This is a genomic window from Desulfovibrio intestinivivus, assembly GCF_053570665.1.
Map to the genome: position 1 here is coordinate 2,170,654 of NZ_JBRBQT010000001.1, position 14,054 is coordinate 2,184,707.

The 14,054-nt window shown below is 58.0% G+C and carries 14 protein-coding genes and 4 tRNA genes; all 18 read right to left on the reverse strand.

Annotated elements, in window-relative coordinates; genetic code table 11:
* Positions 1–241 precede the first annotated feature (241 nt).
* On the reverse strand, positions 242–1,801 hold the full coding sequence (locus ACUZ9P_RS09335; RefSeq protein WP_449249499.1) for a c-type cytochrome: 1,560 nt from the start codon (positions 1,799–1,801) through the stop codon (positions 242–244).
* Between the two features lie 2 nt (positions 1,802–1,803).
* Positions 1,804–3,156, reverse strand: coding sequence for a cytochrome ubiquinol oxidase subunit I (locus ACUZ9P_RS09340; protein ID WP_449249500.1), 1,353 nt, complete (start codon positions 3,154–3,156; stop codon positions 1,804–1,806).
* A gap of 3 nt (positions 3,157–3,159) precedes the next feature.
* The gene (locus ACUZ9P_RS09345) at positions 3,160–4,023 is read right to left on the reverse strand and encodes a c-type cytochrome (protein ID WP_449249501.1); all 864 of its coding nucleotides are present in this window, start codon (positions 4,021–4,023) and stop codon (positions 3,160–3,162) included.
* Between the two features lie 253 nt (positions 4,024–4,276).
* Positions 4,277–4,903, reverse strand: coding sequence for a sigma 54-interacting transcriptional regulator (locus ACUZ9P_RS09350; RefSeq protein WP_449249502.1), 627 nt, complete (start codon positions 4,901–4,903; stop codon positions 4,277–4,279).
* A 142-nt stretch (positions 4,904–5,045) separates the two neighbouring features.
* Entirely contained in the window at positions 5,046–5,426 is a 381-nt protein-coding gene (gene rplL, locus ACUZ9P_RS09355) for a 50S ribosomal protein L7/L12 (protein ID WP_298992900.1), read from the reverse strand.
* 51 nt (positions 5,427–5,477) lie between these two features.
* The gene (gene rplJ, locus ACUZ9P_RS09360) at positions 5,478–6,002 is read right to left on the reverse strand and encodes a 50S ribosomal protein L10 (RefSeq protein ID WP_298992898.1); all 525 of its coding nucleotides are present in this window, start codon (positions 6,000–6,002) and stop codon (positions 5,478–5,480) included.
* 168 nt (positions 6,003–6,170) lie between these two features.
* Positions 6,171–6,878, reverse strand: a complete 708-nt coding sequence (rplA, locus tag ACUZ9P_RS09365) for a 50S ribosomal protein L1 (protein WP_298992897.1) — start codon at positions 6,876–6,878, stop codon at positions 6,171–6,173.
* A gap of 171 nt (positions 6,879–7,049) precedes the next feature.
* Positions 7,050–7,472 carry a 50S ribosomal protein L11 gene (rplK, locus tag ACUZ9P_RS09370; RefSeq protein ID WP_022658434.1) on the reverse strand — a complete coding sequence of 141 codons (423 nt, stop codon included), beginning with the start codon at positions 7,470–7,472 and terminating at the stop codon, positions 7,050–7,052.
* Positions 7,473–7,538: 66 nt separating this feature from the next.
* Positions 7,539–8,111 (reverse strand): transcription termination/antitermination protein NusG, encoded by a 573-nt coding sequence (gene nusG, locus ACUZ9P_RS09375; protein WP_240824745.1) that lies wholly within the window; start codon positions 8,109–8,111, stop codon positions 7,539–7,541.
* Between the two features lie 8 nt (positions 8,112–8,119).
* Complete coding sequence (gene secE, locus ACUZ9P_RS09380) at positions 8,120–8,359, reverse strand: preprotein translocase subunit SecE (protein WP_022658436.1); 240 nt, start codon at positions 8,357–8,359, stop codon at positions 8,120–8,122.
* A gap of 22 nt (positions 8,360–8,381) precedes the next feature.
* Positions 8,382–8,458: transfer RNA gene (locus tag ACUZ9P_RS09385), tRNA-Trp, on the reverse strand.
* A 43-nt stretch (positions 8,459–8,501) separates the two neighbouring features.
* The gene (gene rpmG, locus ACUZ9P_RS09390) at positions 8,502–8,651 is read right to left on the reverse strand and encodes a 50S ribosomal protein L33 (protein WP_298992896.1); all 150 of its coding nucleotides are present in this window, start codon (positions 8,649–8,651) and stop codon (positions 8,502–8,504) included.
* A gap of 3 nt (positions 8,652–8,654) precedes the next feature.
* Positions 8,655–9,848, reverse strand: a complete 1,194-nt coding sequence (gene tuf, locus ACUZ9P_RS09395) for an elongation factor Tu (RefSeq protein ID WP_449249503.1) — start codon at positions 9,846–9,848, stop codon at positions 8,655–8,657.
* Between the two features lie 213 nt (positions 9,849–10,061).
* Positions 10,062–10,137: transfer RNA gene (locus ACUZ9P_RS09400), tRNA-Gly, on the reverse strand.
* Positions 10,138–10,237: 100 nt separating this feature from the next.
* Positions 10,238–10,323, reverse strand: a tRNA-Tyr gene (locus ACUZ9P_RS09405).
* Between the two features lie 46 nt (positions 10,324–10,369).
* Positions 10,370–10,445 (reverse strand) — tRNA-Thr (locus ACUZ9P_RS09410).
* A gap of 135 nt (positions 10,446–10,580) precedes the next feature.
* Positions 10,581–11,447: a peptide chain release factor N(5)-glutamine methyltransferase gene (gene prmC, locus ACUZ9P_RS09415; RefSeq protein ID WP_449249504.1), complete on the reverse strand. Its 867-nt coding sequence runs from the start codon at positions 11,445–11,447 to the stop codon at positions 10,581–10,583.
* A gap of 5 nt (positions 11,448–11,452) precedes the next feature.
* Positions 11,453–14,053 (reverse strand): endopeptidase La, encoded by a 2,601-nt coding sequence (gene lon / locus ACUZ9P_RS09420; protein WP_449249505.1) that lies wholly within the window; start codon positions 14,051–14,053, stop codon positions 11,453–11,455.
* Position 14,054: the final 1 nt, after the last annotated feature.

The window sequence follows — 14,054 nt, forward strand, 5'->3', positions numbered from 1 at the left end:
GCCCACAGACCGCCTGAACTGCGGTTGAATACCCTTTGACAAGCAGCGTGCCCTGCTTGATGACGAAGAACGGCGTTTGCGCAGCAAGGCCAGAAAAGCCGCCCGCAAACAGTGCAAGTAACTGATTGAAATCAAAGCCCCCGCTCCTTCATGGAACGGGGGCTTTGTTATGGGATTCTCAGAACCTGGTCAGGCAATTCTGTATGGCAGCAACGAGGCCGGGGCCCAGCCCGCGCCAAGGCTATTTTTCGTTCTTGTTATGCGCGGCGCGGAAGCTGTTGCAGATGATGGCGAGGTCTTCGCGCACAGTCTGAGGCTGGTTCCGGTAGCCGGGCATGCCTGTTCCGGGATAGCCCTCGGTAATGATTTTCAGGGCCTGCTCGTGGGTCAGGCTGCTGCGCGTAAAATCGGGCGGCGGGGGCTGCATGGCCCGTCCTGTGGGGCTGACGCTGCCGTTGGCCGCGTGGCATTTGGCGCAGGTGCCTATCCATACTTCAAGCGAAAGAGGGCTGATATCACGCGGGGGCGGCGGCGTGGCCGCATACATGCCAAAGCGCTTGCCCATGGCGTCCAGCAGGCTCTCCAGCTTTTCGCGGTCGAACATGCGAAAATAGGGCATGCCTGTGCCGGGGATGCCGTCGCGCACCATTTCATACACATAATCCCGGTCGGTACGCATGGTGGTCAGGTCTGTAGCGGGGATGCGCAGGCGTGGGGCTTCCGGCCCGTCTCCGCGCCCGGTGAGGCCGTGGCACGGCTCGCAAGCGCCGTCATAGATGGTGTCGCCATTGTCGTACACGGTACGCAGCTTGACGGCAAAGGCGTCCAGAGCCTTCTGGCTGAAGGGAGCCAGTTCCTGAACGCGCTGTTCGCGCTGAGCCGTAGCCTCGGCCTGCCCGGGGGCCAGCGCCTCGTTCTGCATAAGCTGGCGGGCCAACAGCATGGAGACGAAGATAAGGGGCAGCAGGGCCAGCAAACGGTAATCGGCGGTTGACGATTCCGGCCTCAGAATCCAGACCACCGCGCCAAGGGCCAAGGCCCCCAGGCTTATGAGCGACAGCACCGGGACGGACAGTTGCGGCAGTATGGTTATCAGCAGGGCCAGCCCTATGACGGCCTGAGCCGCCAAAGCGCCAAGCAGCCACTTGCGCAGCAGAGGGGCCTTCTGCTTTTCATTTCTGGCAGAGAAAAACAGGTGAAAGGCCGCGCCAAAGGCCACAGCCGCCCCCAGCACATGCAGGTAACGCAGCACCCAGTGAGGCATCCACTGCGCGTCAAAGCGGAAGCCGTGGGCGGCAAAGTCGGCCCAATCCGCAGGGCGTTCCATGAGGGTCAGCGCCCCGGTAAAGATGGCGGGCACGGTCATGAGGGCCGCAACGCCCACAAGCCCGCAGATGAGGGCCAGCCACGCGCTGGTGGCCAGCTTGTGCGCAAAACCGTCAAATAGCAGAAAGGCAGCGATCAGCAGCGGAATAATCGCAAGCCACGTATACGAAAAAAGCCCCGTAACCGTAAAAAAGGCATGCGGATGGCTTATCTGCATGAGCAGCAGCGGGCCAACGCCCAGAACCACGGCCAGACTTTTGAGACCCATGTGCGAATGGGCCACGTGTTCGTTCCAGTGTTGATCGGGCGTGGGCTGCCGCAACAGATCACGCAGAAAGAACAGCAGGCTCAGAATGGCCGTGCCAAGCATGAGCAGCACAAAGAGCAGATGCAGGCCAAAAGTGATGAAGAGCAGCCCCTGCATCCAGCCTTCGGGCAAGGGTTTGTTGAGAAACAGGTCTGTCCACTGCTGCATGGCTACTTCTCCCTGGCGGCTTGTTGGGCGCGGCGGGAATAGTTGGAGGAAAGCTGGAACAAATATTCCGTGAGCAGTGCGCGTTCCTGCTCCGAACCCACAAAGGGCGTCATGTAGGGGGCCAGCCTCTGCGTGATACCCAGCATGGCGTTGATGCCGTCTGCCGAGCGCCCCGCAAGGCGTTGATCAATGCCGTTGATGCCGCTTTCCGCGTGGCATACGCCGCAGTTGGCCGCAAAAAGCGTTCTGGCGGCCTGGGTTGCCGGGGGCAGATTGCCGCTCGTGTTGACCCAGCGCAGCCGGGGCAACAGGGGGGCATTCTGGGCAGCCAGAGCTTCGCTTTCCACAAGGGTTATCTGGCTGGCATGCATATAGCCCGGCATCAGGTATGGGCCGCGAATAAATTCGCGCACACGCTCAAATTCCATGACAAAGCACAGGCTCATGATCAGGGCCGGAATGCACAGCAACCGGCATGCAAGCCGTGAGCGCCCAAGCGCCGCCAGGGCCGTCAGCAGGAGCACAAGCGCGGCAACCGCGTTGGCCGTTGGCAGAAAGTCCGGCATTTGCGAAAGGTAGGATGTGGCGACCGAGAACTTCCAGTGCGTGAGGTAGGTTTGCGGCACCCGCATAAAATATACGTAGGTGGCCGCTGCCGTCACAGCCAGAGAGAGCAGCAGGGCCGTTCCGCAGACGCGTAAGGCTCTGCCTCGTTCTTCTGCCGTGCCCTTGAAGCGCCAGGCAATCCAGCTCATGAGCAGCAGTATGCCCAGCGCCATGCCGCCGCCGACACGCAAAAAGCACTGCGGCACAAAGGTTGGGTTGAAATAGGCCTCGGTAAAGCTTCTGGCCCACGGCCAGCCCTGCGGGGTAAGCATAAAGCCCAGAATGCCGGTGATAAGAACCGCAGAGATAAAGGACGCCACCACATAACCCCAGCCAATGGCGGCCAGTGTGCCGGGCTTGCGCGTTATCAGCCGATCCCACAGGTAGTAGTAGCAGAGCAGCAAAATCACTTCGGCAGTGAAGGCGAACCATTCAATAAACCAGGGCCAGAAAAACAGGTGGATGAGCGCGCCGATGCCTTCCGGCGCAAGGCTCCCTGTCAGAATCCATATGCCCACGCCCGTGACCGCGCCCACAGAGGTGGTAACAACCACCAGAGGCCCCAGCAACCGGCGGGCAATGTCGGCCCAGAATGCGCCCTTGCCCTTCCATGTGAGGGTTTGAAAGATCACAAGCATGGTCATGAGGCCGATGGCCAGCCCGTGGCTGATGCAGACGTGCAGTACCGCATTGAGGGCAATGGTCATGCCATCGCCCACTACAGGAATATGCAGGATGGGAAAGTTCATGGCCTACTTCCCCTGCGTCGCTTTGGGTGCGCCGGTTGCCGTTGCGGGCTTTGCGGGCGCGTAATGGGGGCGAGGCTGGCCGTCCACATAGGCCGCCACGTCAAGGGCCTGTTCCGGCGTAAGGTTGGCTGCCTCTGGGGGCATGAAGCGATGGGTGAACACGGCAAAGATGTTTATGTCGTGCATGGTGGAGCCGTCAGTGTATGCGCCCTTGCCCCAGAGCGGGGGGGAACCGTCGCCCGCATCGCCGTGGCAGGAGGCGCAATTGTCTGCATATACGTTGGCTCCCTTGGCGGCATCGGGCTTGTGGCTGCTGTCGAGTTTTGCGGGCAGGGCCCACGGCAGCTTGGCGTAGACGGGAATATCTTTTGAAATCCAATGCAGATAGGCGAGCACGGCCTGCATGGTGCGGCTATCGAGGGCCGGGGGCGCGGCATTGAGGTTGCGCGCAAAACAATCCTGCACTTTTTGGGCAAGATCGGCGTTGTAACCGTGGCTGGGCAGAAAGCGAGGATAGGTTGCCGCTACGCCCACAAGGGTGATGCTCGCCTTGCTGGTGCCGCCTTCAAGATGGCAGGTGGCACAGGCGAGTTCGTTGCCCACATGCTCGGGGGCGTACTGCGCCGTATCGTTGATAATATTGTAGCCGAGTATGACGGCTTCGCGGATGTCTTCCGGCGCATCCTGCGGTTTGGGCGGATTGAACTGCGGTTCGGCTGCCGGGCCTGCCTGTAATGTTGCCAGCGCCTGCGGCGCAGGGCTTTGCCGCACGGCTGCCCCGTAATGGAAAAAGGCCAGCGTCCACGCGCCAAATATCAGCAGAATACAGGTGAGCGTCAGGGCGTAAAGCAGAGTGCGGTTGTTCATGGCGGCTCCGGTTAGAGCATTTTCACGTTGAAATGTTTGCGTGACGGTGTGTTACCTTCGCCATGCAAGCACCTCGCAGTGCGGATTTTTACAAAAATCCATGCAGAACAGACAAACATGTTCAATGTTGGCCTGCTCCAGCGGTGACCGTGAGAAACAGGCCAGCTTGAAGCCAAAAAAGGCAGACCGGCCACAGGCTGAGGCCGCGAATTTTCAAGATATATTGTAATGGGTATCAGAACTTCCCGCTATGTCAACAAGGCGGGACAAGCGTTTTTTTTATATCCGACTGAAATCTGAGGCCAAATTGGCAAGGGGCAGCGGATTGGAGGAGGGTAGGGGCTGACTGGCGGGAACCCCCGCCATGGAATAATTGTGGAATTTTGGCTGGCAGGGATTGACCGCGTGTTTCCAGCACGTCCTTGATGTCTATGCCCATGCGCTGCATGCGCGACAGCAGGGTTGTGCGCTTGAGGCCCAGCATGGCGGCCACCCCGCGTGAGCCAGCCATCACGCCATTACAGGCCAGAATGGCGGCCACAATGCGGTCGCGTTCGCTGAGGGTTTCGCCGGGCTGGTGGTGGGCATCCGTTTCCTGCAAGTTGCGGTTGGTGGCGGCCACAAGGCGCACATCCACGGAAATGACCTTGTGCCCGCCCAGGCGTTCATTCTCGCGCGATTGCAGTACGCGCAGCAGTTTAGGCTGCAATTCAAGCGGGATGTCGCCAACTTCGTCCAGCATCAGGGTGCTGCCGTGGGCCAGCTCAAAGCGTCCCTTGCGTTGCGCGCCAGCCCCGGTAAAGGCCCCTTTTTCGTGCCCGAAACGTTCGCTTTCCATAAGCCGCGCTGGCACTGCGGCGCATTGAATACTGAATGGCATATTCAGCTTTCGACAGACAGGTAAGGTAAAGAACTCGATACAGATATCAGGGCATCAGCGAAACAGCTCCGGCGCCCTGTAGAAGGCAATAAAAAAGGCGGAACCCTAAGGTTCCGCCTCAAAAGCACGGTATAAACCGAACTTACTTCACTTCGACGGTGGCGCCGGCTTCGGTCAGCTGCTTCTTGGCGTCTTCAGCTTCTTCCTTGGACACGCCTTCCTTCAGGGTAGCAGGGGCGCCGTCAACCTTTTCTTTGGCTTCTTTGAGGCCCAGGCTGGTCAGAGCGCGCACAACCTTGATGACGCCGATCTTGTTGGCGCCAGCTTCCTTCAGGATAACGTCGAACTCGGTCTTTTCTTCAGCGGCTTCAGCAGCGGCAGCGGGGGCAGCCATCATCATGGCGGCGGCAGGCGCAGCGGCGGAAACGCCGAACTTTTCTTCGAGTTCCTTGATGAACTCAGAAAGTTCGAGAACGGTCATATTGGAGATAAATTCAACAACTTCTTCTTTGGTAACGGCCATGATAAGTCTCCTGATCTTTGGCTTTAGTGCAAATAATTCGATGGTTGCTTGCTATGCGGCGTTGGATTTCTGATCTTCAATGCCCTTGAGGGCATAAAGCAGACCACGCACCACGTTGGCGAACAGCGAAACAAAGTTGGTGGGCACGGCGTTCATGGTGCCGAGCAACTGACCGAGGAGCTGTTCCCTTCCGGGCAGCTTGGCCAGTGCGTCAATCTGGGCGGCATCCATAGCCTTGCCGTCCAGGCTGGCGCAGCGAAGCTCAAAGAGCTTGCTTTGCTTGGCAAAATCGCTGAGCGCCTTGGCCACCGCCACGGGGTCATCGAACCCAAAGGCTACGCCGCAGTTATCATGGAAATTATCCTTGATAGCGTTGTGCGTACCGTCGGTCAGAGCAATACGGGCAAGCGTGTTTTTAACGACGAGATATTCGCCGCCTGCATTACGCAGAGAAACGCGCAGGTTCGTCAGCTCTTCCACCGTCATGCCCTTGAAGTCCGTGATAACCGCAAAAGAAGCCTTGTCGGCGCGGGCCTTAACGGCTTCAATAATTACGGCTTTTCCAGACCTGTTCACGTGATACCTCTCACGTTCGGGGTTGCCAGGTGGAATGCCGAGCCAAAGAAGAAGTGTCTGGACAGGGTATTAAGAGCTTGCGCCCACCTGTCGTCTTCGACTCGAATTCCGTATCCTTAGACAGATTGTGGGCGCACTGACATACAGCGCGCCCACAGCCTTGAGAGCTTAGCCCTCAAGAAATTTTTTAACCTGAGTCATGTCAACCTTGAAGCCAGGGCCCATGGTGGTGGACACTGCCATGGAGAGCATGTAGCTGCCCTTGGCGGCGGAAGGCTTAAGGCGGTTCACAGCGTCAAGCAGGGCCTTGAGGTTGCCCAGAATCTTTTCGGGGCCAAAGGAGACCTTGCCAAGGGGGGCATGCAGCACGCCAGCCTTGTCAACCTTGAAGTCCACGCGACCGGCCTTAAGTTCGGTAACGGCCTTGGTCACATCAAAGGTGACGGAGCCGGTCTTGGCGTTGGGCATAAGACCACGGGGGCCAAGCACGCGACCGATCTGGCCCACAAGAGCCATAACGTCGGGGGTAGCCACGGCGGCGTCAAATTCGAGCCAGCCTTCCTTGACCTTGGCGACCAGGTCTTCGGCACCCACAACATCTGCACCGGCTTCGCGGGCTTCTGCCTGCTTTTCGCCCTTACAGAACACGGCCACGCGAACGGTCTTGCCAAGCCCATGGGGCAGGGTCACAGCGCCGCGAACCATCTGGTCAGAATATTTGGGGTCAACGCCAAGGCGTACGGCCACGTCAACAGTTTCGTCAAATTTGGCAAAGGAAGCGCCAAGCGATTTGCTGATGGCGTCTTCAATGCTGAAGCGGTCCTGAAGGTTGCTACCTTCAAGCGCCTTGCGGAAATTCTTGCCATGTCTGGGCATGAGATAATCCTTTCGTTTTGCATCTCCTGCCGTACTTTGTCTTGCGCAAAGGCGGCAGTACAATTGATTTCAACGATGGCTGCCAAGTATATTTAAGCTTTTGCAGCCGTAAGACCAATGTGCCGTATATGCAACGAGCGCCCTTGGGCGCTCACGGCTTTAAAATGGGCCTTACTTTACGTCAATGCCCATGCTGCGAGCGGTACCAGCGATGGACTTCACCGCAGACTCAATGCTTGCAGCATTCAGATCGGGCAGCTTCAGCTTGGCGATTTCTTCAATCTGCGCCATGCTCAGGCTACCAACCTTGTTACGGTTGGGTTCGCCGGAACCCTTTTCGATCTTGGCGGCTTTCATGATCAGCACCGAGGCCGGGGGGGTCTTGGTAATGAAGGTGAAAGAGCGGTCGGCGTACACGGTGATGACCACAGGAATGATCGTGCCCTTCTGTTCCATGGTGCGGGCATTGAATTCCTTGCAGAAACCCATGATGTTCAGGCCGTGCTGACCGAGGGCAGGACCAACCGGCGGCGAGGGGTTAGCCGCGCCAGCGGGGATCTGCAGTTTAATTTTGGCAACTTCTTTCTTGGCCATTTGAGTTATCCTTCATCGCTGCTCGCGCAGTTCAAGGCAAAGCCCTGTCGCGCGGGGGGCAAGTCATTAACCTTTGGATACCTGCACGAAATCCAGTTCCACAGGGGTCTGACGACCAAAAATGGAAACGGAAACGCGCAGTTTCCCCTTGTCGTAGTTGACGTCTTCCACAACGCCATTGAAGCCGCCAAACGGCCCTTCAATAACGCGTACTTCGTCGCCGCGGTCAAAGTTAAACTTGGGCCTTGGCGTTTCCTGGCGAGACTCCATCAGGGTGAGAATGCGCTGTGCTTCACTCTCACGCATTGGGGTAGGACGGTTTTTGCCGCCCACAAAGCCGGTGACCTTGGGGATGGACTGTACCAGATGCCAGGAAAGATCCGTCATGGTCATACGCACCATGACATACCCGGGATAGAACTTGCGCGTAGAGGTGCGCTGCTGTCCACCCTTGGTAGGTTCAATAACCTTTTCAGTGGGAACAACAACTTCCTCAATAAGCCCTTCATCCTGCCCGGTGCGGCGCAACTCGTTAATGGTCTTCTGCACACGCTGCTCGAAACCCGAGTAGGTGTGCACGATGTACCAGCGAGCCTTTTTGCAGAGCTCGGAAGTTTCGTCGATAACAGGGTCTTTCATATCGGCCTTCAGGACAATAGGGTCTTGATCAGGGAAGACAGACCAAAGTCCACCAGCCCCAGGATGACAGCCATCACGGCTACAAAGCCCAAAACGGCCAAGGTGGCTTTGCGCGTTTCCTGCAACGTAGGCCAGGTGACCTTGCGCAATTCGGCCTTGGCGTCCTCAACGTAGCGAGTAAACCGTACGACTGGATTCGGGCCTTTGTCCGCCTTAAGGTCGGCAGCTTGAGCTTGTTTTTTTGCCATGGTGTAATCCGGAGATAAAAAATGGCAGGGCAGGAGGGATTCGAACCCCCAACATGCGGTTTTGGAGACCGCCGCTCTAGCCGTTAGAGCTACTGCCCTGCACACCGTCCGGGGGGCTTATCGCCCCCCGGCGGAAGTTTATTTACCTGGTTTCGCGATGCAGTGTGTGCTTCTTATCCCAGGGACAATACTTTTTCATTTCCAGCCGACCGGTAGTGTTTTTCTTGTTCTTCCGGGTGCTGTAGTTGCGGCGCTTGCACTCGGTGCAGGCCAGTATGATATTAATTCGCATATGCTACTCGATGATTTCAGTCACCACGCCGGAGCCAACGGTGCGGCCGCCTTCACGAATGGCGAAGCGCAAACCGGATTCCATGGCGATGGGGGCGATGAGTTCAACGATAAACTGGGAGTTATCGCCAGGCATAACCATTTCCACGCCTTCGGGCAGGTTGATGATGCCGGTGATGTCAGTGGTACGGAAGTAGAACTGAGGACGATAGCCAGAGAAGAACGGGGTATGACGGCCACCTTCTTCCTTGGAGAGAACGTACACTTCAGCCTTGAACTTCTTGTGGGGCGTGATGCTCTTGGGAGCGGCAAGAACCTGGCCGCGTTCCACATCGTCACGCTTGGTGCCGCGAAGCAGGGCGCCGATGTTGTCGCCAGCCTGACCCTGGTCAAGCAGCTTGCGGAACATTTCCACGCCGGTGCAGATGGTCTTCTGGGTGGGCTTGATACCCACGATTTCCACTTCGTCGCTGACCTTCAGAATACCGCGTTCCACACGACCGGTAACAACAGTACCACGGCCAGAGATGGAGAACACGTCTTCGATGGGCATCAGGAAGGGCTTGTCGATGTCGCGCTGCGGTTCGGGGATGAAATCGTCGCAAGCCTGCAGAAGGTCAAGAATGCACTTGGCTTCGGGCGCGTCGGGGTTATCGCATTCCAGAGCCTTGAGGGCGGAACCGCGGATAACCGGAACGTCATCGCCGGGGAAGTCGTAGCTGGAGAGCAGTTCGCGAACTTCAAGTTCCACGAGTTCCAGCAGTTCTTCATCGTCAACCAGGTCGCACTTGTTAAGGAACACCACGAGCTGGGGCACGCCGACCTGACGGGCAAGCAGGATGTGCTCACGGGTCTGGGGCATGGGACCGTCGGTGGCGGCCACAACGATGATACCGCCGTCCATCTGAGCAGCGCCGGTGATCATGTTCTTGATGTAGTCGGCGTGGCCGGGGCAGTCAACGTGGGCGTAGTGGCGGTTGGGCGTTTCGTATTCCACGTGGGCGGTCGAAATGGTGATGCCGCGTTCCTTTTCTTCGGGGGCCTTGTCGATTTCGTCATACGAAATGAACTTGCCCGAACCCTTCAGGCCGGCGATCTTGGTGATGGCGGCGGTAAGGGTGGTCTTGCCATGGTCGATGTGGCCGATAGTGCCAATGTTTACATGGGGCTTTTTGCGTTCAAATTTTTCCTTGCCCATTGTACGTCTCCCTGGAGAAAAAAATGTTTGCGTTTTACCTGCGTTACTAAATTCTATTGAATTCGTAGAGCTGTAACGCCTGCTCCTCGCGTAACGGCTGCGGCAGTGGGAAGTTCCGTTGGGCGGCCCGCTATCCGCATTCAGTCCCTGGACACCAGGGAACGTGCATTGGCGGACAAGATGACTGAGGGGAGGCGGATTCAGGCAGGATTTTGGAGCGGGAAACGGGATTCGAACCCGCAACCCTCAGCTTGGAAGGCTGATGCTCTAGCCGTTGAGCTATTCCCGCACGCTACCGTAGTTCCCCGACAGGCTTCCTGTCTCCTACAGCCAAGGCAGTTTATTCAAGCCAGCCACCAACCGTCCAGTATTTGGCGACGGAAAAGTGGTGGTGGAGGGGGGTGGATTTGAACCACCGAAGTCTTACGACGACAGATTTACAGTCTGTTCCCTTTGGCCACTCGGGAACCCCTCCAGACTTGCCGAAAAGTCGGAAAGTCCGACCTTCGTTCAGCTTCTTGTGGAGCTGGCGATGGGACTCGAACCCGCAACCTGCTGATTACAAATCAGCTGCTCTGCCAGTTGAGCTACGCCAGCGGCAACACAGCTTATTAGCGATTTTCACTCTGCTTGGCAAGCAAAAAATTCGCTTTGGCTCAAATTTTTTCAAATTACAGTGAGCCGTGTTGCTTTTTACCGTTTTTTGCGCTTTTGCGCGGAAACGATTTGGCCTTATAGCCCTTTCCTCGCCAATGTGCAACGGTTAAGTTGGGCAATATCCCGTTTATTTTCAATTTTTTTGAAAATTCCTGTGCCAGTCAGTAGATCGCGCACGGCATCCGCCTGATTTGCGCCGTGTTCCAGCAAAACCCAACCGCCATTTTGCAATGCAATTGCGGCTGCATCCACTGCAGCTTTCAGATGGAGCAGGCCGTTGTTTTCAGAAAACAGGGCACTGTGCGGTTCGTTGTGCAGCACCTCATCCATAACCATATGCCGCTCTGCATCAGCTATATATGGCGGATTGCTCACAAGCAGACGCAGCGATTCCGGCTTGAGCGGCGGGGTACGCATGTCTGCCCGCAACGCCGTAATGCGGCTGTCCACACTGTGCCGCTCCGCATTTTGCGCGGCAACGGCAATGGCATTGGGGCAGATATCCAGCAGAATACCACGCCAGCCGGGGCGCTCCGCCGCCAGAGTGATGCCGATGCAGCCCGTGCCAGTGCCCAGATCAGCAAAGCTGAGGCGCTCTTCCGGCAGCAGCTCCAGAGCATTGTCCACAATGAGTTCCGTTTCTGGTCTAGGGATGAGAGTGTGTGGCGTAACCGCAAAGTCGCGGCCATAAAATTCCTTGCGCCCGATGATTTGGGCCAGGGGTTGCCCCGTGGCCCGGCAGGCAACCAGCGCCAGAAATGCATTCTCTTCACTGGCAGTCAGCTCCCGCCCGGCCTCAAGAATGCAAAACAGGCGGGCGGAGCCGGAAGGATCGCCCTTGAACGTTTCGCGCGCCAGCACTTCTGCGCAAAGGCGGGGGCTGTCCACCCCCGCCTTTGTCAGTTGCTCTGTTGCGTTATCTATACATTGCTTGAGGCGCACGAATGTCAGGCTCCGGCTTCTGCGGGGCGCTTGGGCTTTCTGGCGCCAGCGGTTTTGCCTGTTTCCGTGCCCTTGGCAGCTACGCCTGTTGATTCTTCCACCTTGCTTTTGCCGCCCTTGCCCGTTGTGGAACTGCCGCGTCCGCCCTTGGTTTCAAACACTATGGGCAGCAGCTCGTCATAATGGTGCACAGGGTGCACGGTGATGCGCTTGAGCAGCTCCTTGGGCACATCCTCAAGGTCTTTTACGTTCTGGTGCGGTATGACCACATGCTTGAGGCCGCGCGTCACGCCCGCAAGGATTTTTTCCTTGATGCCGCCCACAGGCAGCACCCGGCCTTGCAGGGTGATCTCGCCGGTCATGCACAGGTCTGCGCGCACACGCCGCCCGCTCAGGGCGGAGATGAGGGCTGTGGTCAGCGTAACGCCAGCCGAAGGCCCGTCCTTGGGCGTCGCGCCCGCAGGCACGTGTACGTGCAGGTCGTATTGCGACACGAAGCCGGGGTCAACGCCAAGCTCTTCTGCGCGGCTGCGGATGTAGCTCAAGGCCGCCTGGGCGCTTTCCTTCATCACATCGCCAAGCTGCCCGGTGAGGGTAAGGCCGCCCTTGCCCTTCATGACCGTGGCTTCAACCGTCAGCACTTCACCGCCAGCAGGCGTCCAGGCCAGGCCCAGAGCCATGCCGGGCATGAGCTTCTTTTCCTTTTCGTCTTCAATAAAGCGTGGCGCACCCAGCAGTTTTTCCACGTCGGGCACATCAACCATAAAGGGCGGTTTTTTGCCCTCGGCCTTGCGGCGGGCCAGTTTGCGGCAGATGGAGGAAAGCTCGCGTTCAAGGTTGCGCAACCCGGCTTCGCGTGTGTATTCGCGGATGATCTTTTCCAGGGCTTCTTCCGTCAGTTCCACATCCTTGGGTGCGAGGCCGTTGTCTTCCACCTTCTTGGGCAGCAGATGTTTGCGGGCGATCTGGGCCTTTTCCTGCAAGGTGTAACCGGGCAGAGAAATGACTTCCATACGGTCGCGCAGGGCCGCCGGGATAGTTTCCAGATGGTTGGCCGTGCAGAGGAACATAACCTTTGAAAGATCAAAGGGCACGTTCAGGTAGTGGTCGCTGAAAGTGTAGTTCTGTTCCGGATCAAGCACTTCCAGCAGGGCGGATGAGGGATCGCCCCTGAAATCCGCGCCCAGCTTGTCCACTTCGTCCAGCACGATAACGGGGTTGCGCGTACCGGCCTGCTTGAGAGCCTGAATGATGCGCCCCGGCATGGCACCGATGTAGGTGCGCCGATGCCCGCGTATTTCCGCCTCATCGTGCATGCCGCCCAGCGAAAGCCGCTGGAATTTGCGGCCCAGCGCCCGCGCAATAGAGCGCCCAAGCGATGTTTTGCCCACGCCGGGAGGGCCCGCAAAGCAGAGGATCGGTCCCTTGGACTGCGGATTGAGTTTGCGCACGCTCAAAAATTCAAGGATGCGGTCCTTGATTTTGTCGAGCCCGCAGTGGTCGTCGTCAAGAATTTCCTTGGCGTGGACAATATCCAGCCTGTCGCGCGAGAGTTTTTTCCACGGTAGTTCCACCAGCCAGTCAAGGTAGGTGCGCACCACGTTGGCCTCGGAAGAATCGGCGTGCATGCCCGAAAGGCGGCGCAGCTGCTTGTCGGCTTCCTTGCGCACGTCCTTGGGCAGGCCTGCTTTTTCAAGGGCCTGCTTGAGGTTTTCAAGGTCTTCCTCGCCGTCTTCGCCTTTGTCGCCAAGTTCAGTGCGGATAGCCTTGAGCTGCTCGCGCAAAAAGTAATCCTTCTGCGCCTTGTCCATGCCCTCGCGGGCCGAACTCTGGATGCGAGCCTGCACGGTGGCGACTTCCACCTCGCGCTGCAACTGGGTGTTGACCAGCATGAGGCGGTCAATGGGATTCTCCGCCTCGAGAATGCGCTGTGCATCGGCGGTTTTCATACGCATATTTGCGGCGATAAGGTCGGCCAGGCGGCCCGGATCGTCCACGCCCTGCAAGACAGCAAGCACGTCTGGCGAGGAAAGACCGCGCAATGTCAGCACCTTTTCGCTCTGCTCGCGCACGGAGCGCAACAGGGCCTCCACCGTGGCGTCCACCACTGGGATTTTCTCGGGCAGGGTTTCGATGCGCGCTTCAAGATAGGGCTCCACCTGACGGTAGCCCGTAACCCGTGCTCGGCTGACGCCCTGCACAAGAATTTTCACCCGCGAATCGGGCATCTTGAGCATGCGCATGACCTGCACCACGGTGCCAACCTCGTAGAGGTCTTCCGGCTTGGGATCTTCGGTGGCTTCTTCTTTCTGCGCGCACACAAGCAGATGCCGCCCGTTCTTCAGGGCTGCGTCCACGGCCTGCACGGATTTGTCGCGCCCGATAAAGAGCGGCAGGATCATATAGTTGAAGATAACCACATCGCGCACTGGCAACACGGGCAGCGTGTCGGGAATGCTCTGCGCCGCCGTATTGAGGCTGCCCTCGTGATCCAGTGTTTCGGGCGCGTTCATTTCCGCCTTGTCCGTTTCGCTGTCGATGGCAGGTTCTGCCTCAGCGGGCCCTTCCTGATGCAGCAAAATGTCTTTTTCATTGATGTCAGCCATA